Below are 17697 nucleotides of genomic sequence, written 5' to 3'. Positions count from 1 at the left end.
CTCTCCTTCTTACTTCAACAGAATGCTGACAATTGAGGCTGACACCAGGTTGGCCATGGTGCCGGCCAGCATAGCGCGCAATCCCAGCCGCGCCAGGTCATTGCGGCGGCTCGGGGCCAACGCGCCAATGCCGCCAATCTGCATGCCAATGGAGCTTAAATTCGCGAAGCCGCAAAGCGCAAACGTCGCAATCGTAAACGAGCGTGGAGCAATCATCGCCTTCTGCGCGCCGAGATACGAATAAGCGACCAACTCATTGATCACCATGCGCGTTCCGAGCAGGTTGCCCACCACATGAGCGTCCTTCCACGGAATGCCGATCAGCCATGCAATCGGCGCGAAGAAGAAGCCCAGAATCGCATTCAGGCTCGACGGAAAGGGAATATGGTGCGCGCCCAGCCATCCGCTTGCGTCGCCCATGACGCCATTCACCAGCGCAATCAGTGCGATGAACGAGATCAGCATGATGCCCACATTGATGGCCAGCCGGCCGCCGTCAATGGTGCCGCGCGCAATTGCCCCAAGCAGGTTTTCTTCCTTGTGCTCTTCCTGTTTCGGCATGTGCACCACGCCTTCGGTGGCTGGCTTTTCCGTCTCCGGCACAAGCATTTTGGCAATCAGAATGGTGCCCGGCGCAGTCATGATCACTGCTTCCAGCAGATGCTGCGCCGAGATGCCGTAAACAATGTACGCAGCCATGATGCCGCCCGAGACATGCGCCATGCCGCTGGTCATGATGGTCATCAATTCAGAGTTGGTCAGCCCGGTAAGAAAGGGCCGTATCGTCAGCGGAGCCTCAGTCTGCCCCATGAAGATGCTTGCCGCCACATTCAGGCTCTCCGCGCCCGAGATCTTCATCGTCCACTGCATCACCCGCGCAAAGACTCGGATAATGATCTGCATCACGCCAATGTGGTACAGCACCGCAAACAAGGCCGAGATAAAGATGATGGCGGGCAGCACTTGAAAGGCAAAGAATGAACCCATCGACGAGTGCTGCTTGCCCAGGTCGCCAAACACAAACGAGGAGCCGGCAAAGGCATAGTCCAGCATGTGATTCACTGCGCTACCGGCGGCCGCCAGCACGTCTTGTCCCCAAGCCACCCGGAGTACCAGAAAAGCAAAAATCCACTGCAGGCCCAGCCCCCAGGCCACCGTGCGCCAGCGAATCGCCTTCCGGTTGGTAGAGAAAATCCATGCCAGCAGCAGCATGGTGAGCAAACCTAGAATGCCAGTGAATCGACCCAAACTCTTACTCCTGAAACTCGTATAGCCCGCACCGCAGCCTGCGAAGCGCAATCTCTGAAATTGTCATCCCGACCGAGCGAAGCGAGCCGAGGACCTGCACCTTCCCATCCACAAAGCCCAGTCCCGCAAAGCCCTCAACCCCTCGGGCGTCATTCTGAGCGAAGCGAAGAATCCCGGCGATGCTTCGCGCGCCAACGCCGCCCGAAGTTTCTCCCACTATTTTGGGGCATCGCTTCCCGCCGGACGTGGATTTGTGCTCCATCCCCACAATTCTCCAGAGCTTGTCATCTTGAGCGGAGCCGATGCGCGGCGAAGTCGAGGGATCTGCATTTCAGCCATTCACGCTCCGGGAAATCTAATCCTACCGTTCCCTCGCGAATTCCAGAAATTTGTTTTTGTTCGCATCTGTGATGATTTCCTTCACCAGTCGCGGCGTCTTCGCGGCATGCTCTGCAATCGTGATGGCCTCGGCTAGCAACCGCTCCGGCTCTTCAAAGCGCGCCTCCTCCTGCGCAAACAAAGTGCAGAGCGGCTCCCCGGCCTCCACGCGCATCCCCAGCTTCGCGTGCATCTCCAGGCCCGCATGCGCCTCTACCGGCTCGCCCGCCCGCTCCCGTCCCGCGCCCAGCCGCTGCACGGCCCACCCGGCCTGCGTGCAGTCCATGGCTGTCAGATAGCCGCTCCGCGCCGCCCGCAGCGTGCGCCGGAATGCGGGCCTGTGAAACTTCTCCGGCTCCTCCAGCACCTTCACATCGCCGCCCTGCGCCGCCACCATGTCTCGGAAGGCCCTCCACGCCGATCCATCTTCCAGCTTCTCGCCCGCCAGCGCATGGCCCGCTTCCGGGCTCGGGGTCTTTCCGCCCAGGTGCAGCATCCACCCGGCCAGCACCAGCGAAACCTCGCGCAGGTCTTCGCTCATGGCGTGGCGGCCGCCGCGCAGCAGTTCCACGGATTCCCAAATCTCTACCCAGTTGCCCGCAAATCGTCCCAGCGGCTGGCTCATGTCCGTCAACACGGCTGCCGTGCGCGTGCCCGCTCGTTCGCCGGTCGCCACCATCAGCGCCGCCAGGAAGGCCGCTTGCGTTTCATCCCGCAAAAACGCGCCCGAGCCCGTCTTCACATCGAGCACCAGGGCATCGAGTCCGGCGGCAAGCTTTTTGCTCATGATCGACGCGCAAATCAGGTAAGGGCTTTCCACCGTCGCCGTGCGGTCGCGCAGCGCATACAGCGTGCGGTCCGCCGGGGCCAGGTCCTCCGTCTGTCCCACAATCGAGCAGCCGCAGCGCGCCAGCACGCCGTGCATCTCGTTCGGACTCAACCGCGTGCGGTAGCCCGGAATCGACTCTAGCTTGTCCAGCGTGCCGCCCGTATGCCCCAGTGCGCGCCCACTGATCATCGCGTCAGCCAGTCCCGCCGCCGCGACAATCGGAGCCACGAGAAACGACGTCTTGTCGCCCACCCCTCCGGTGGAATGCTTGTCCACCGTCACGCGCCCCAGCGCGGAGTGGTTCAGCACCACGCCGGAATCCCGCATCGCGAGCGTCAGCGCTTCCAGTTCTTCAAGAGCCAGCCCTCGCAACCACGCCGCCATCAGCCACGCCGCAAGCTGTTCTTCCGGAATCGACTGCCGCGCCGCGCCCTCGACCAGCCAGCAAATCTCTTCTGCGGTCAGCCTCTCGCCGTCACGCTTTTTGCGAATCAGATCAACGGTGTGCATAAGCGTCTCTAGGCCTTGCCGGTCATCACAAAGGCATCCGGCAGCAACTCGCGGAACCGCCGCGTTGCCCACCCCTCGTCCATGCTGTAGGTAATCACGGCGTCCTCCGCCGCGAACTCATGCAGCACCTGCCGGCAAGCCCCACACGGAGCGCACATGGTACCGCGCATATTTGTAACCGCAATGGCGACAATCTTCGCGGCCGGCCCGCGCTCGCTGATCGCGCGAAAGACCGCATTCCGCTCCGCGCAGCTCGTCAAGCCGTAAGACAGGTTCTCCACATTACAACCCGTCACCGTGCGCCCATCATCGAGAAGCAGCGCCGCGCCTACCTGAAACCTGGAGTAAGGCGCATAGGCCAGCTTCGCAGCTTCTTCCGCCAGCGTGCGCAGCAACGGCAGTGTTTCTTCAGGACTTCTCATCGCATTCTGAGGCTATCCCTTCGCGCATGCTGGCGCAACGCTATACAACATACAACTAATGATTGCGTTCTCCTATCCAACCAGTGCTGGCCGTAGTCGAGTGGTGGTCTCTGTGCTCTTGGCGTCTTTGCGGTAAACCTTCGAATCCCAAAACCATGGCCAAATGCGCCGATCCCGCCAAATCCTTTCTCGCAAATTTGCATCTCCTCAAAGAGCACAACCGTCCCGGAGCTATCCTCAAAAGAAGTGGCTGCCCCGCGCAAATCCCGCTCCACGTCATCCGCTGCAGACGCGGCGCAGGACCCGCTCGCCCTCTTTCATCCAGTCACCGCCGAGTGGTTTCGCGCCGTCTTTGACCACCCCACCGCGCCGCAACGCATGGGCTGGCCCGCCATTGCCCGGGGAGAAAGCACGCTCATCTTCGCACCCACAGGCACCGGCAAAACGCTCACCGCATTTCTCTGGTGCCTGGACCGCCTCATGCTGCACGCGCCGCCCATGGAAGAGGGTTGCCGCATCCTCTACATCAGTCCGCTCAAGTCACTCGCCGTCGATGTGGAGCGCAACCTGCAGTCGCCGCTCGCCGGCATCGCCGCCACGGCCGCGCGCCGCAACGTGCCCGTGCATATGCCTGAGATTGCCATCCGCACTGGAGATACCGCCCAGCGCGAGCGCAGCCGCTTCCGCCGCCATCCTGCTGAAATTCTCATCACCACGCCCGAGTCGCTCTATCTGCTGCTCACCTCCGAGGCCGCCGCATCGCTGCGCACCGTTGAAACGGTCATCCTCGATGAAATCCACGCGCTCGTGCCCACCAAGCGCGGCGCTCACCTGGCGCTCAGCCTCGAACGCCTCGAAGCCATTACGCAAAAGCCGTTGCAGCGCATCGGTCTTTCGGCCACGCAGCGCCCGCTCGAAGAGGTCGCGCATTTCCTTGCCGGAGCAGAATCGCAACCATCCACCGCTGCCGACGAAACGGCCCCCGCGCATGAGTGGACCACCAACGACGAGCGCCCGCACCTCTTTCGCCCCGTTACGATCGTGCAGGCGAACGAGCCCAAGCAGCTCAACCTGCGCGTCGAGGTGCCCGTCGAAGACATGGCCCGCCTCGGCCAGCCCGAGGAGTTGCCCAGCGGCGCGGCTTCGCAGGGCCCTAAGCGTACCTCTATCTGGAGCGCCATCCATCCGCGCCTCGTCGAAATCATTCGCGAGCGCCAGTCCACGCTGCTCTTCGTCAACAGCCGCCGTCTCGCCGAGCGCCTGGCCGCCGCGCTCAATGAGATTGCCGGTGAGCCGCTGGCCCGCGCCCATCACGGCTCGCTGGCCGCCGCGCAGCGCGCCGAGATTGAGGATGCACTCAAAGCAGGCCGCCTGCGCGCGCTTGTCGCCACCTCGTCGCTCGAACTCGGCATCGACATGGGCGCCATCGATCTGGTTATCCAGATCGAAGCGCCGCCCTCCGTTGCCAGCGGCATGCAGCGCATCGGCCGCGCTGGCCACTCTGTGGGGCTGCCGAGTGACGGCATCATCTTTCCCAAGTACCGCGCAGACCTTATCGCCTGCGCCGCGGTTACGCGCGCCATGCATGAGCGTCTGGTGGAATCGACCCGCTATCTGCGTAATCCGCTCGATGTGCTTGCGCAGCAAATCGTCGCCACGGTGGCGCATCCGCCCGCCGCTGCCCGTCCCCGCGCCAAAGGCCAGCCGCCGTTTGAGCCCCACATCGCGGTGGAAGACATCTTCACGCTGCTGCGCCGTGCCGCGCCCTTTGCTTCGCTCTCGCGCACTGCGTTTGAGGGCGTACTCGATCTGCTCGCAGGCCGCTATCCCTCTGACGAATTCTCTGAGCTGCGCCCGCGCATCACCTGGGACCGCGTCAGCAACATTCTCACCCCGCGCGAAGGTGCCAAGAGTCTCGCCATCCTCAACGGGGGCACCATCCCTGACCGTGGCCTCTACGGAGTCTTTCTTGCGCGCAGCGACAAGCCGGTTCGCGTAGGCGAGCTCGATGAGGAGATGGTTTTTGAGAGTCGCACCGGCGATACTTTCCTGCTCGGCGCGTCCACTTGGCGCATCGAAGAGATTTTGCCCGATCGTGTGCTCGTCTCCCCCGCGCCCGGCGAGCCGGGCAAAATGCCCTTCTGGCATGGCGACGCCGCAGGCCGTCCGCTGGAGTTTGGCCGCCGCATCGGCGCACTGATTCGCGAGCTGCGCGCTCTGCCCCGCAACGCGGCCATCAGCCGCCTCGTGCGCGAGCATGATCTTGATACTCTCGCTGCTGAAAATCTGCTCCGCTTTCTCGCCGATCAGGAAATCGCAACCGTCACGGTTCCAGATGACCGCAACCTCGTCATTGAGCGAACCCGCGACGAACTCGGCGACTGGCGCGTCTGCGTGCTCACGCCCTTCGGCAGCAGCGTGCACGCGCCGTGGGCCATGGCCGTCGCCGGGCGCATCCGCGCGGCCGGAGGGCCCGATGTCGAAACCATGTGGGGTGACGATGGATTCGTGCTGCGCTTCCCAGACACCGATACGCCGCCCGATGCAGATCTGCTCCTGCTGGAGCCAGCCGAAGCTGCCGATCTCGTGCTGCGCCAGCTCGGTTCCACCGCGCTTTTCGCAGCAAAATTCCGTGAGTCTGCAGCGCGCGCACTCCTCTTGCCGCGCCGCCGCGCCCAGGGCCGCGCGCCGCTGTGGCAGCAGCGCAAGCGCGCCTATGACCTGCTCTCGGTGGCCTCAAAATATCCGGCCTTCCCCATGCTGCTTGAGGCCTACCGCGAGTGCATGCGTGACGTTTTCGACATGCCATCGTTCCTTGAGACGCTGCGTGCCATCCAGAAGCGCGACGTACGCGTGCATGTTGTAGATACGCGTACACCCTCTCCCTTTGCCTCGTCGCTGCTCTTCAGTTACGTGGCCAACTATATTTACGATGGCGACGCACCGCTCGCTGAGCGTCGCGCCCAGGCGCTCTCCATTGATCAGGATCAACTCCGTGAGCTGCTCGGCGACTCTGACCTGCGCGAGCTGCTCGATGCTGATGCCATTCAGCAAGTCGAGGAGCAGTTGCAGTGTCTCGAAGAGGGCCACCGCGCGCGCTCCGCTGATGGCATCCATGATCTGCTGCTGCGTCTTGGCGATCTCTCCCGCGAAGAGCTGGCCCGCCGTCTTGCCACGCCCGATCTGCTCGCAGTGCTCGACCGCCTGCTCAAAGCGCGCCGCATTCTTGAGGTAAAAATCGCCAGCGAGCGTCGCCTCATCGCCGTGGAGGACGCGGCCCGCTATCGCGATGCGCTTGGCATTCCGCTGCCGCCAGGCATTGCGAAAGCTTTGCTCGCTACAGTCGAAAAACCTGTGCTGGAACTCATCCGCCGCTTCGCACGCACCCATGGCCCCTTCACTCTGGCAGAAGCAGCCCAGCGCTTCGGCCTCGATGCCCGCGCCGTCGAATCCGTGCTGCGCACCCTGGCGCTCGAAGGCCGCGTTCTCGAAGGCGGCTTCCGCCCCGGAGGCTTGCATCGCGAGTGGTGCGATGCTGAAGTACTGCGCCTGATCCGCAGAAAGGCACTGTCACGGTTACGTAAAGAAATCGAGCCGGTCGAGCAGCAGATGCTCGCGCGCCTTGAGACGCATTGGCAGGGCATTCTGCAGCGCCGCCGTGGCCTCGACGCACTGCTCGACACCATCGAGAGCCTGCAGGGCGCACCCATCCCGGCTTCGCTGCTCGAAAGCTCCATCCTGCCCGCGCGCCTCGCCCGCTACGCGCCCGCCGATCTCGACACGCTCATCGCCGCGGGTGAAGTCACCTGGTGCGGTCTCGACTCGCTCGGCGAGCACGATGGGCGCATCGCGCTCTATCTCGCTGACCGCATGCCGCAGCTCCTGCCCACGCGTGCCGTCACCATCGATGCCGCTTCTCCTACCGCTGCTCGGGAGCAGTTGATTCTCGATCAGCTCGCCAGTGGCGGAGCCATATTCTTCGCGCAACTCCACGAGGCAGTCGGGGGCGGCTTCCCCGGCGAAACTCTGGATGCTCTCTGGAATCTTGTCTGGCGTGGCCTCGTCACCAACGACGCACTGCATGCGCTGCGCGCCTACGTCACGAAATCCTCCACGAGTCGCTCTGCAAAGCGCCAGCACAACGTGCCGTCCTTTCGCTCACGCCGCACCGTTCCTCCCACGGCGCAAGGGCGCTGGTCGCTCGTACCCATGGCCGAACGCACCACATCCGCGCAACAAACCGAGTGGAGTCACGCCATCGCGCATCAGTTGCTCCACCGCTACGGCGTGCTGACCCGCGAATCCGTCGCGCAGGAAAACCTCCCAGGTGGATTTTCCGCAATCTATGACGTGCTCAAGGCGCTTGAAGAGAGCGGACGCATCCGTCGCGGCTACTTCGTTGCGGGCCTTGGGGCTGCGCAATTCGCATTGCCTGCCGCCGTGGATCTCCTGCGCTCGCTGCGCAATGCGCCTGAACCTGAAAGCGCCGAAATCGTATCCATCGCGGCGACAGATCCCGCCAATCTCTACGGTAGCGTGCTACGCTGGCCGCAGCCTGCTCCAGAGGAGCAGGGAAGCGACTCTTCGCCTCGGACGCTTACTCGCACCTTAGGCGCATCGGTCATTCTGCGCAATGGCGAACTCATTGCTTACCTGCGCCGCAGCAATCCCAATGTGCAGGTGTTTTTGCCTGCGCAAGAGCCAGATCGCACTCACGTCGCGCGCGATCTCGCGCAATTTCTCGCCTCTCAGGTGCAGCAGCAGTTACGTGACGAAGAGGCCCGCCGCCACGGCGGCCTGCTCATCTCCACTATCAATGGGGTCCCCGTGCAGCAGCATCCCTTGGCGCGCTTCCTATCCGACGCCGGCTTTTCTCCCGCGCCGCTTGGTTTTCACATGCGACGCGTGCTGCCTGTCATTCCGCCGTCCGCTGAGGTGCAGTAGCCATGCCCGAGGGCGATACCATCTTCCGTTCGGCCCGCACCTTGCATAAGGCACTCGCCGGCACAATCGTAACTGGATTTGTGACAGAATTTGCGCAGCTCGCCGCCGTGCATGACAACACGCCCGTCACTGGTCGCACCATTGAGCAAGTGGAGTCACGCGGCAAATGGCTGCTCATTCATTTCTCAGGCGATCTGATTCTAGTGACGCACATGCTCATGAGCGGCAGTTGGCATATTTACCGCCGCGGTGAGCGCTGGCGGCGTGGCCGTAGCCACATGCGCGTGCTTCTCGCCAATGAGACCTACGAGGCGATCGCCTTTGACGTCCCGGTGGCACGTTTCTACACATCCCGCACTCTGGCTCGCAACAGCGCTATTCCTCGCCTCGGCCCCGATCCCTTGCGAGCAGATTTCTCCGCCGGCGATGCAGCCGCCCGCATCGCTGCTCACCCTCAGGAAGAAATCGCCAACGTGCTGCTCAACCAGCAGGTCATCGCCGGGTTGGGCAACGTCTTCAAGTCTGAGGTCTGCTTTGTTTGCGGACTCAGCCCCTTTGCCCGCGTGCATGAGTTAAGCCCCGATCAGGTCGCCGCGCTCCTCGCCGCCGCCGAGCGCCTGATGAACATCAACGTCAGCGATGCCGCCAGCGGCGGCGTCATCACCTACACCGGTGCTCGCCGCACGCGCAACGTCTCCGACGCGGGCGCGCGTCTCTGGGTCTACGGACGCCGCGGCCAGGCCTGCCGCCGCTGCGGAGCGACCATCCTCATGCGCAAGCAGGGCAGCGCCGCGCGCTCTACTTACTGGTGCCCGCAGTGCCAGCCGCTGCCTGTTCCCAAGGCGCAGCCCATTGCCGGATGGTCCACGCCCATTCTGCGACGCAAAGTCGGTTGTTAGTGAATCAGTGAATCGTCTTCGTGCGCCGCTGCATATAGTCCAGCAGCAGATACTCGCCCAGACGGTCAGGCGTCGTGAAGTAGGCCTTGCCACGGCACATCGCCGTCACCTTCTGCACAAACTGCATCAGCCCGTAATCTGACGCCAGCATGAAAGTGTTGATCATGATGTTCTGCCGCTTGCAGCGCGACACCTCTTCGAGCGTCTCGCTGATCACCAGCGGGTCCAGTCCAAACGCATTCTTGTAAATGCGTCCGTCGGGCAGCGTCAGTGCCGATGGCTTGCCATCGGTGATCATCACAATCTGCTTCATGTCTTTGCGCTGGCTGCGCAAAATTCGCTGTGCCACGCGCAGACCTTCGCGTGTGTTGGTGTAATAGGGGCCGACCTGTACGCGCGCCAGTTGCGAGACCGGCATCTCCTCCGCCGAATCGTGAAACAGCACCAGCGAAAGCGAATCTCCCGGATATTGTGTGCGAATCAGGTGCGACAACGCCATTGCCACACGCTTGGCCGGCGTAAAGCGATCCTCGCCATACAAAATCATCGAGTGCGAGCAGTCCAGCATGACTACCGTGGCGCAACTGCTCTGAAAGTCACACTGATGCACATGCAGATCGCTGTACTCAATATTCAGTGGAACCGTCAGTCCTTCACGTGCAATCGCCGAAGTCAGCGTGGCCGTGCTGTCTATATTGAGCACATCGCCAAACTCATAGGGCCGCGAGCCTCCGCTGGCCTCAATGCCCGTCGCCAGATGCTGCGTGTCATGCCGGCCAAGATTTGACTTGCCCAATGAGCCAAGCAGATCGCGCAGCGTCTTGTAGCCCAGAAAGTCGAGGCTCTTGTCCGTCACCTCAAAGTGGGCTTCAATCTCGCCTTCGCCTGTCGCGCTGCCGGGTGTTTGCGCTGGCTGTGAGGGGTCCTCCATGCGATCCACTGAGATGAAATTGTCCTGCTCCATCTGCTGAATGATCTGCTGAATAAACTCCTCGGTGCGTCCCTCTTCCTGCATGCGGTCAAACTGCTGCTGCAATTCCTCATCAAACAACTCGCCAGACTCGAGCACGCGCTGCAGCGCCTCTTCCAGGTCGGCCATCGTGCGGTCCAGATCCTGAAACTGGCTCAGCGGGTCGCGAAACCCCGAGTCAAGAAAGTAATCGGACAAGGCATTGAGCAGGTTCTCCATGCTGGAGTCGCTGATCCATTCGCCCTGAAACTTCGTATAGCGGACGCGTTTCACTCGTCACCCAAACCGGCTCTAGTTAAAGCTGCCGCGGCGGTTGCGCCGCTGCTGCCACGCTTCATACTCCTGCTCGTCGCTGGCCTGCTCCTGCCGCTCCGCGCGATTTTTCTCTTTGCGCTGCAGCCCAAATCCGCGTTCCTCATTGCGGCTCAGGCGGCGGTGCGCGCACATGCCTTCCAGCAGAAATTCGGCCGCGCCCACATAATGCTCGGCATCGGTCGAGGCTTTGATGCCGAGCGGTGACAGCTTCTCCGTCAGTCCCTGAATCTGCTTCAACTCTTCATGCGTGGCCTGTGCCCCCTGTCCATCGCTGATCTTGATGGTGCCGCCCAGGTTAAACCACTGCTCGATCTGCTGCGTGTTCACGTCGGCAAAGTAGCGGTCAAAGGTCTTGCCAATGGCAGTGCGCACAATCTCCTTTACCACGGCATCGGCGCCCTTCAACTCGCCTTCGTACTCCAGCTCCACCTTGCCGGTAATGCCGGGCAGCGCAGCATACACATCACCCACGCGCGGCACAATGCGTTCTTCGCCATGCGTCAGCGCGCGGCGTTCGGCGTTTGAGAGCACCAGTTCCATGGTGGAAATGGGCAAGCGCTGGCTCACGCCGCTGCGCTTGTCCACTTTCTTTTCTTCGCGCGCGCTGAAGGCGATCTGCTCCACAATCTCGCGCAGATACTGCGGCACTTCCACCTGGCCCAGGCCGCGCTCGGTCCATGCTTCCTGCGCCGTGATCGAGATGCCCTCTTCGAGCGATTCCGGATAATGCGTCCGAATCTCCGACCCGATGCGGTCCTTGAGTGGCGTCACAATCTTGCCGCGCGCCGTGTAGTCCTCAGGATTCGCGCTGAAGACCAGCGCCACATCCAGTTCCAGCCTCACCGGAAAGCCCTTAATCTGCACATCGCCTTCCTGCATGATGTTAAAGAGCGCCACCTGAATCTTGCCTGCCAGGTCCGGCAATTCATTCACCGCAAAAATTCCGCGATTGGCGCGGGGCAGCAGTCCGTAGTGCATCGCCAGATCGCTCGACAGGTCATGCCCTCCGCGCGCCGCCTTGATCGGGTCCAGATCGCCAATCAGGTCGGCCACCGTCACATCGGGTGTCGCCAGCTTTTCAATGTAGCGCTCATCGCGATGCAGCCATGCAATCGGGGTCGCCTCTTCCTTCTCTGCAATCAGTGCACGGCAGCGGCTGCACAGCGGGCGATAGGGGTTGTCGCGAATCTCGCATCCGGCTACATAGGGCATCTGCTCATCCAGCAGCGCGGTCAGCGCACGCAGCATGCGGCTCTTGGCCTGCCCGCGCAGTCCCAACAGGATGAAGTTCTGCCGCGACAGCACCGCATTCACAATTTGCGGAACCACCGTGTCCTCATAGCCCACAATGCCCGGGAAGATCGTCTCCTTGGCGCGCAGCCGTGCAATCAGGTTTTCGCGCAGCTCGTCTTTCACTGAGCGTGCTCCCAGACGTGCTTCCGAGTATGTTTTGCTTGAGCGAAGCTCCCCCAGGGTCTGGGGCAGATGGCGTGAGGTCATCCTCAAAACTCCTTATTTTCTTACCCTACTGCACTCAGAAAAGATGTGTGAGCCATGAGGAAGGATGCAGTCTCATGCCGGTAGCCGGGAATTGCGGACAACTTCATGCCGCCAAATCCAATCTGCCGCTGGTAGTGCTTACATCACGCGCCCGTTGCCCTGAACCTTCCGAATCGGCGAGCTGGTGCGCAACTGCGGCAGCAGCACCTCATAAAACTCCTGCAACTTGCGTGTGCGGCTGGCATCCGAGCGCATATCCAACAACTGCTGCTTAAAGTCCAGATCCGCCGGCAGTGCAGCCGCTAACGAAAAAGCAATCGGCTTATCGAGATCAAGATGCGGCATGGGCAGTTCGAGCCGTGCCAGCTCAATCGCCTCAAAGTGCAGCGCCGCGCATTGTTCGCGCTCGGCGCGCGTTGCCTCTGGACCATCATCCGGCAAAAAGTCCACCTCTGCCTGCAGATAAGCGTGCGTGTCGTCGAGCAGCTCAATCTCAAAGCGCCGCTCGCCCTGGCACATCACATCAAACCGGCCGTCTTCATAGCGGTGCATCACGCGGCCAATCGACGCCGTGCAGCCCACCACGGCCAGACCGTCCTCCTGCGCGCGCACCACACCAAAATCAATCTGCTCCGCCATGCATCGCCGGAACATCTCGCGATATCGTTCCTCAAAAATGTGCAGCGGCAGCGGCGCGCCCGGAAAGAGCACCACGTCCAGCGGAAACAGAGGAATCTTCATGGTTTCGTTATTATGCGCGTCCTTCGCGCGTGGTGCTGTGCTGTCGTTGGTGGTACGAAAATTCCCCAGGCTCTGTTCCAGCGCGATTTCTGAGCGCATGCACAGGCATTGCGAGGCTGCTGCTAAAGGCTCATCGCTTCCAGTTCATCCAGCATGGCCTGCATCTCGCTGTGGGCATGCTGGTTGCCGGTGCGCCGGGCAGATTCCAGTCCGCGCCGCAGATACACGATGGCGCGAGCATTGTCTTCACTCTTCGCCAATGTCTGCGCGGCCATAAAATAGCCAGCCGTGTAATCCGGATGGTCCATGAGCAGCCGGTCAAACTCCGTCAATGCCGTCGCCGCATCCCCCTGGCCGGCATACTCCATGGCCAGCCCATAGCGCGCAAAGGCGTTTTTGGGGTCCTGCGTCAAAATTTCAGTCAGCATTGCGATCTTGTCCATCGTTCAGGAGCCTCACACTCAAAAGATGCGCCGCGGCCTGCTGGCGGCGCTTGCTTTTTTCGTATGGTAAACGTCTTCCCCGGGTGTGTCCTGCCATTTGCTCAAATGTCCGCCTTTCTCCACACTGGTAAGTGGAGCTTTTTTCGGTTCAACCGCTGGATTGCCAGCTTCACAACTGACCAATAAGAAAGAGCCAGACCCATGGGATTCTCCGGACACTCTTTGCCCGTGCGCACCATCGCCGAATCGCAATCGGAAATGACCGAGCTGATTCTGCCCAATGACACCAACACCCTCGGCAACCTGCTCGGCGGCCGCCTCATGCACTTCATTGATCTCGTCGGCGCCATGGCCGCCTATCGCCACTCGCGCACGCACGTGGTCACCGCTTCGATGGACCACATCGACTTCATCGCGCCCGTGCATGTCGGGGACCTGCTCATCCTCAAGTCCTCGGTCAACCGCGCTTTCAACACCTCCATGGAAGTCGGCGTGAAGATCTGGGTCGAGAACACCATTGCCGGCATGCATCGCCATGTGGCTTCGGCCTATCTCACCTTTGTAGCGGTAGACTCGCAAGGCCGCCGCGTGCCCGTGCCCCGGCTCGAGCCTGAGAGTGAAGAAGAGAAGCGCCGCCATGAAGACGCCGGCCGCCGCCGCGAGCTGCGCCAGCAGGAGCTGCAGCGCCGCCGCGAATCGCGCCCCTCTGATTCGCCCATGATGGGCACCGTGCGCCCCGGCAGCAAATAAGTCACCACCGGCTGCACCATCGCAGTCGTCAGCTTCCCTGAAGGGTATGGGCTTTAGCCCATACGAAAGAACCCGCAGAAAGTTGCGCGGCTTTAGCCGCTGAGGGAATGCAAATCGAGGCCAACCCCTCGCAACCACGAAAGGATTTCATAAATATGGCTCACGCACACACTCCTCAGCCGCCCATGCCACTGCCCGGCGTCGCGCACATTGTCGCCATCGGTTCCGGCAAGGGCGGAGTCGGCAAGACCACCGTCGCCGTCAACACCGCTCTCGCCCTCGCCAAGCTCGGCTATCAGGTGGGCCTCATTGACGCGGATATCTACGGCCCCAACGTGCCCCTCATGCTTGGCTCCACTGACCAGCCCAAGGTGCTGCCCAACAACCGCATCGAGCCCAACACCGCGCACGGCATCAAGGTCATCTCGGTTGGCTTTCTCTCGCCCGGCGACAAGCCGCTCGTCATGCGCGGTCCCATGCTCCACCAGATCATTCGCCAGTTTCTGCAGCAGGTGGAGTGGGGCCAGCTCGACTTCCTCATCGTCGATCTGCCTCCGGGCACCGGCGACGTAGTCATCTCGCTCGTGCAGACCGTGCCGCTCACCGGCGCCGCCGTCGTCTCCACGCCCAGTGACGTGGCTCTGCAGGACGCGCGCAAGGCCATCGAGATGTTCCGTGAGGTCAAAGCGCCCATCCTCGGCGTCGTCGAGAACATGAGCCACTTCACCTGCCCGCACTGCCAGGAGATCATCGACATCTTTTCCAAGGGCGGCGCCGAGCGCACCGCCAGGGACTTCGGCGTTCCATTCCTCGGCTCAGTCGAGCTGGTGCCCGCCATCCGCGAGGGCGGCGACCAGGGCCAGCCCATCGCTCTCGCCGGGCCAGACTCTCCGCAGGCGAAGCCCTTCTACGCCATCGCCCGCGCCCTGGCCGAAAACGCCAAAGTCCAGGCCGCCAAAGCCGAAGACGTCTTCGAAATCAACTAGAGCGGCAATCCACCAGGCGCTTCACTCACCCTCCGGATACCCCGGGTCCGTCCGTTCGGACCCGGGAAAAACACCGAACGCCGCAGTCGCTCGCTTGATCCTTCCGCAGGGATTCTGTATCAGGGCACGGCTTTAGCCGTGCCGCAAAGTCGAAACAAGGATGGGCTTCAGACCTTAAGGGACAGAGAGCCAAAGCGGTGGATTCTCATCCCTCACTTCACCGCAAACTCAAATCCGCTACCGCCCGCCGAGCCAAACACCACCAGATACTCCCCCGGCTCCAGCGGCTTCTTCGGCCTTATCCAGAACGCATCGCCATCCAGCCGCTGCCGCGTCACCGCCACCGCGCCCGGAAACCGCGCATGCATCACCACCACATCTGCCCCCGAGGTCACCCGCATCCGGCGCTCGCTCTTGTCCACCTTCAGCCGCACCAGGTGCGCCGACAGCGGAGTGTAGTAGCCCGTGTAGCCCTCATTCACGCGCACATACAGCGTGGGCCGGCGGTTCGTCAGCGACTGGCTGGCATGCGCCAGTGGAAACACCTGCACCAGCGCCGGCACCATGGTCGGAATCACCGTGCGCAGCCGCGCATGCACCCGCTCCTGCGTCATGGTGATAAAGTTCAGCCCTACCCAGCCGGCGTGGTTGGCCAGCAGCACCTCCACCGGCTGGTCCGGAGGCCACATGGCCCGCCATGCCTGCACCTGGCATCCCACTTCCGTTCCAGGACAGCCCACCCAGGCCACAGCCGGGCTCTGCGCCCTGGCAAAAGCACCACCTATCGCAAAGGCCAGCAAAGTGGCACAGCAAAACGAACGCGTCATGGCACCCAGCCTAGCACTCCCGCTCAAAGCCTACGTGCCCATCGCAGTCCAAAGTCTGGGTGAAATGGATCTTCGCGAGCTGCTTCCTTGGCGTTCTTTGCGTCTTCGCGGTAGCTCTTCGCCAGCCCCCGCCGCATCTCGCTTACGGCTGCTCCCGCCCGATCTTCGCGGCCCTGTTCAGAAAAACGATCCCGGCCAAAACCATCACAATGTCAAAACCCAGCACTGCTCCAAACCAGAACGAGTGATGCGTGCCCGTCCCAAGCGCCACCGCCGTCCCGCTCACTGAGCTGGACAATGCAAAGTAAACCGCCGCCGTCCGGCGCAACTTCTGCGCTTCCGAATTCCCTGAAATCGCATGCCAACACATAAAAATCCTCCTTCTGCTTTTCCGCAATCTGCGCGGATGTAAAGCATGCTTTCCACTTTGCCGCACAATACGAGCAATGTCAAGCATGCTTTCCATGAAAGAGGATTTTCCGAAAGCAAGAACGCACGCTGCGGTGCCCCATTCAAACCCGCCGTTGGTTTGAGTGGGGTAGTTTCCCCGCGCTCTGTGAGCTTTCGCGGCAGATCTCCAAAACGCAAAAACTCCCGCCCAAAGGCGGGAGTTTTTGACTGAGAGCCGGAAAGCTTTAGGCAGCTTGGGTGGCCAGCGCCTTGACGCGGGCATTCAGGCGGCTCTTGTAGCGGGAGGCAGTGTTGGCATGCAGAATGCCCTTCTGCACGCTCTTGTCGAGCGCCGAAGCCGTTGCCTTGTACTGCTCCTGAGCGGCCTTCACGTCGCCCTTCTGAATCGCCTCACGCAGCGAGCGCAGCGAGCCACGCACGCGGCTCTTGTTGGCACGGTTCACTGCGGTCTTGCGTACGGTCTGACGGGCGCGCTTGAGCGAAGAAACATGGTTCGCCATGGTCTAAAAATCCTTCAATCTTTGCTGAAATGGGATGCAGGCAAACGGCGCAATACAGCCACATCCCCTGCAAACCCTAAGTCTAAGCCCAAACCGCCCTTCCGGTCAATGGAAACAGAGCGAGGCCCCGGCCCAGACTGACTCCTCTCACCGGGTCTCGCTTACTCGGTCGATTCCTCTTCGGGTCTGGCCAGCGAAGCCAGGCGTCCGATCACCGCTGCCAGGTAGAACTGGCCGAGTACCGTTTCCACTACCGTCAGCATGCGGGCAAATGGGTCCACCGGCAGAACATCGCCTAGTCCTAGAGAGGTGAGCGTCTGCAGGCTGAAGTACATCAGCGAGTAGAGCTTTGGCGGCCCAGAGCCTCCGAAATGAAAGGCTTCTGGCCGCACTGCGGCGATCAGCGCATAGATCTGCGACCAGAGCGTCGCAAGTAGCAGATATCCTGACAGCGCCGCAAACATGGTCTCGACATTGACAGACCGCGCCCCAATGAACTGACGCCCCATCATGGCAAGCATTAGAAGGCTCAGCACAATCATCAGCAGACTTGACCACCACGGATTTGCCGGAAATGGTCCCACCCCCGGCAACGTGACCAGCCACCCCATCGCCGCGACCAGGGCAATCCAGAAGGTTCGCCGGCTCGCCTGGCCATAATGAACCGTGGTTAGCACAATGAGTACTACCGGCGGTCCCAGCAGCAGGCGTCCATACTTCCACAGGTCAGCTAACGGGCTCAGCAGGGTCAGCAGCAGCAGAGCCACCAGAAAGAGCCGCGCCTCATGCACGCGAATCCAATGACGCCAGGAGTGTCTGGAGGAGCGCGCTCCTCGGTGAGCATTATCCCGAGACCCGGAATGTTTGTGCGAAGCAGAAACCATAATTGGATTAAGCGGCCAAACTTGCCAGGCTTTTTGATTCACGAGATCGTGCGCGCAATTCAGCAAATTTAATGCCTCGCGAACTTGCCGGAGCCTGTTCGGCCTGCGGCACATGGGAGACTTGCTTATTTCCACCAGGC

The 17697-nt window shown here is 61.7% G+C and carries 15 protein-coding genes; 4 read left to right on the top strand and 11 right to left on the bottom strand.

Translation table 11 applies throughout. The annotated features are described in order from the left end of the window. Positions 1 to 9 precede the first annotated feature (9 nt). From ACP_RS08265 to ACP_RS08250, 3 genes are all read right to left on the bottom strand, one after another. The gene (locus ACP_RS08265) at positions 10 to 1248 is read right to left on the bottom strand and encodes a NupC/NupG family nucleoside CNT transporter (protein ID WP_015896843.1); all 1239 of its coding nucleotides are present in this window, start codon (positions 1246 to 1248) and stop codon (positions 10 to 12) included. A 361-nt stretch (positions 1249 to 1609) separates the two neighbouring features. Next, positions 1610 to 2965: a thymidine phosphorylase gene (locus ACP_RS08255; protein ID WP_015896842.1), complete on the bottom strand. Its 1356-nt coding sequence runs from the start codon at positions 2963 to 2965 to the stop codon at positions 1610 to 1612. Positions 2966 to 2973: 8 nt separating this feature from the next. Next, on the bottom strand, positions 2974 to 3387 hold the full coding sequence (locus ACP_RS08250) for a cytidine deaminase (protein ID WP_015896841.1): 414 nt from the start codon (positions 3385 to 3387) through the stop codon (positions 2974 to 2976). A 246-nt stretch (positions 3388 to 3633) separates the two neighbouring features. Here ACP_RS08250 and ACP_RS08245 point away from each other — a divergent pair, with 246 nt between their 5' ends. Further along, positions 3634 to 8331 (top strand): Lhr family helicase, encoded by a 4698-nt coding sequence (locus ACP_RS08245; RefSeq protein WP_015896840.1) that lies wholly within the window; start codon positions 3634 to 3636, stop codon positions 8329 to 8331. Between the two features lie 2 nt (positions 8332 to 8333). Further along, entirely contained in the window at positions 8334 to 9230 is an 897-nt protein-coding gene (locus ACP_RS08240) for a DNA-formamidopyrimidine glycosylase family protein (RefSeq protein WP_015896839.1), read from the top strand. 4 nt (positions 9231 to 9234) lie between these two features. On the opposite strand, the gene ACP_RS08235 is transcribed toward ACP_RS08240, so the two are convergent. From ACP_RS08235 to ACP_RS08220, 4 genes are all read right to left on the bottom strand, one after another. Beyond that, positions 9235 to 10473 carry a vWA domain-containing protein gene (locus ACP_RS08235; RefSeq protein WP_015896838.1) on the bottom strand — a complete coding sequence of 413 codons (1239 nt, stop codon included), beginning with the start codon at positions 10471 to 10473 and terminating at the stop codon, positions 9235 to 9237. A gap of 18 nt (positions 10474 to 10491) precedes the next feature. Continuing rightward, positions 10492 to 12015, bottom strand: coding sequence for a magnesium chelatase ATPase subunit I (locus ACP_RS08230; RefSeq protein ID WP_015896837.1), 1524 nt, complete (start codon positions 12013 to 12015; stop codon positions 10492 to 10494). A 138-nt stretch (positions 12016 to 12153) separates the two neighbouring features. Continuing rightward, a complete protein-coding gene (locus ACP_RS08225; protein ID WP_238525684.1) occupies positions 12154 to 12855 on the bottom strand; it encodes an LON peptidase substrate-binding domain-containing protein in 702 nt (233 codons plus the stop codon). A gap of 23 nt (positions 12856 to 12878) precedes the next feature. Beyond that, complete coding sequence (locus tag ACP_RS08220; protein WP_015896835.1) at positions 12879 to 13199, bottom strand: tetratricopeptide repeat protein; 321 nt, start codon at positions 13197 to 13199, stop codon at positions 12879 to 12881. A gap of 201 nt (positions 13200 to 13400) precedes the next feature. Between ACP_RS08220 and ACP_RS08215 the strand changes: the two genes are divergently transcribed. Both ACP_RS08215 and ACP_RS08210 read left to right on the top strand, forming a co-directional pair. Continuing rightward, the gene (locus ACP_RS08215; protein ID WP_015896834.1) at positions 13401 to 13949 is read left to right on the top strand and encodes an acyl-CoA thioesterase; all 549 of its coding nucleotides are present in this window, start codon (positions 13401 to 13403) and stop codon (positions 13947 to 13949) included. Positions 13950 to 14104: 155 nt separating this feature from the next. After that, positions 14105 to 14935: an Mrp/NBP35 family ATP-binding protein gene (locus ACP_RS08210; protein WP_148215093.1), complete on the top strand. Its 831-nt coding sequence runs from the start codon at positions 14105 to 14107 to the stop codon at positions 14933 to 14935. A gap of 212 nt (positions 14936 to 15147) precedes the next feature. On the opposite strand, the gene ACP_RS08205 is transcribed toward ACP_RS08210, so the two are convergent. The 4 genes from ACP_RS08205 to ACP_RS17340 all read right to left on the bottom strand — a co-directional run bounded on the left by ACP_RS08205 (position 15148) and on the right by ACP_RS17340 (position 17464). Then, positions 15148 to 15762: a hypothetical protein gene (locus ACP_RS08205; RefSeq protein ID WP_148215092.1), complete on the bottom strand. Its 615-nt coding sequence runs from the start codon at positions 15760 to 15762 to the stop codon at positions 15148 to 15150. 142 nt (positions 15763 to 15904) lie between these two features. Then, positions 15905 to 16228, bottom strand: coding sequence for a hypothetical protein (locus tag ACP_RS08200; RefSeq protein WP_148215091.1), 324 nt, complete (start codon positions 16226 to 16228; stop codon positions 15905 to 15907). Positions 16229 to 16397: 169 nt separating this feature from the next. Continuing rightward, the gene (gene rpsT / locus ACP_RS08195) at positions 16398 to 16673 is read right to left on the bottom strand and encodes a 30S ribosomal protein S20 (RefSeq protein ID WP_015896830.1); all 276 of its coding nucleotides are present in this window, start codon (positions 16671 to 16673) and stop codon (positions 16398 to 16400) included. Between the two features lie 161 nt (positions 16674 to 16834). Then, positions 16835 to 17464: an ion channel gene (locus ACP_RS17340; RefSeq protein ID WP_052294748.1), complete on the bottom strand. Its 630-nt coding sequence runs from the start codon at positions 17462 to 17464 to the stop codon at positions 16835 to 16837. Positions 17465 to 17697 lie beyond the last annotated feature (233 nt).

It is taken from the genome of Acidobacterium capsulatum ATCC 51196 (assembly GCF_000022565.1).
GTDB lineage: Bacteria > Acidobacteriota > Terriglobia > Terriglobales > Acidobacteriaceae > Acidobacterium > Acidobacterium capsulatum.
The sequence above is the reverse complement of the archived record's forward strand: the minus strand, read 5'-3'. Positions and strand labels throughout refer to the sequence as shown.

Coding starts and splice junctions, on each gene's coding strand:
- ACP_RS08255 (WP_015896842.1), bottom strand. CDS start 2,965: ATGCACACCGTTGATCTGATTCGCAAAAAGCGTGACGGCGAGAGGCTG.
- ACP_RS08250 (WP_015896841.1), bottom strand. CDS start 3,387: ATGAGAAGTCCTGAAGAAACACTGCCGTTGCTGCGCACGCTGGCGGAA.
- ACP_RS08240 (WP_015896839.1), top strand. CDS start 8,334: ATGCCCGAGGGCGATACCATCTTCCGTTCGGCCCGCACCTTGCATAAG.
- ACP_RS08230 (WP_015896837.1), bottom strand. CDS start 12,015: ATGACCTCACGCCATCTGCCCCAGACCCTGGGGGAGCTTCGCTCAAGC.
- ACP_RS08225 (WP_238525684.1), bottom strand. CDS start 12,855: ATGCGCTCAGAAATCGCGCTGGAACAGAGCCTGGGGAATTTTCGTACC.
- ACP_RS08220 (WP_015896835.1), bottom strand. CDS start 13,199: ATGGACAAGATCGCAATGCTGACTGAAATTTTGACGCAGGACCCCAAA.
- ACP_RS08215 (WP_015896834.1), top strand. CDS start 13,401: ATGGGATTCTCCGGACACTCTTTGCCCGTGCGCACCATCGCCGAATCG.
- ACP_RS08210 (WP_148215093.1), top strand. CDS start 14,105: ATGGCTCACGCACACACTCCTCAGCCGCCCATGCCACTGCCCGGCGTC.
- ACP_RS08205 (WP_148215092.1), bottom strand. CDS start 15,762: ATGACGCGTTCGTTTTGCTGTGCCACTTTGCTGGCCTTTGCGATAGGT.
- ACP_RS08200 (WP_148215091.1), bottom strand. CDS start 16,228: ATGGAAAGCATGCTTGACATTGCTCGTATTGTGCGGCAAAGTGGAAAG.
- rpsT (WP_015896830.1), bottom strand. CDS start 16,673: ATGGCGAACCATGTTTCTTCGCTCAAGCGCGCCCGTCAGACCGTACGC.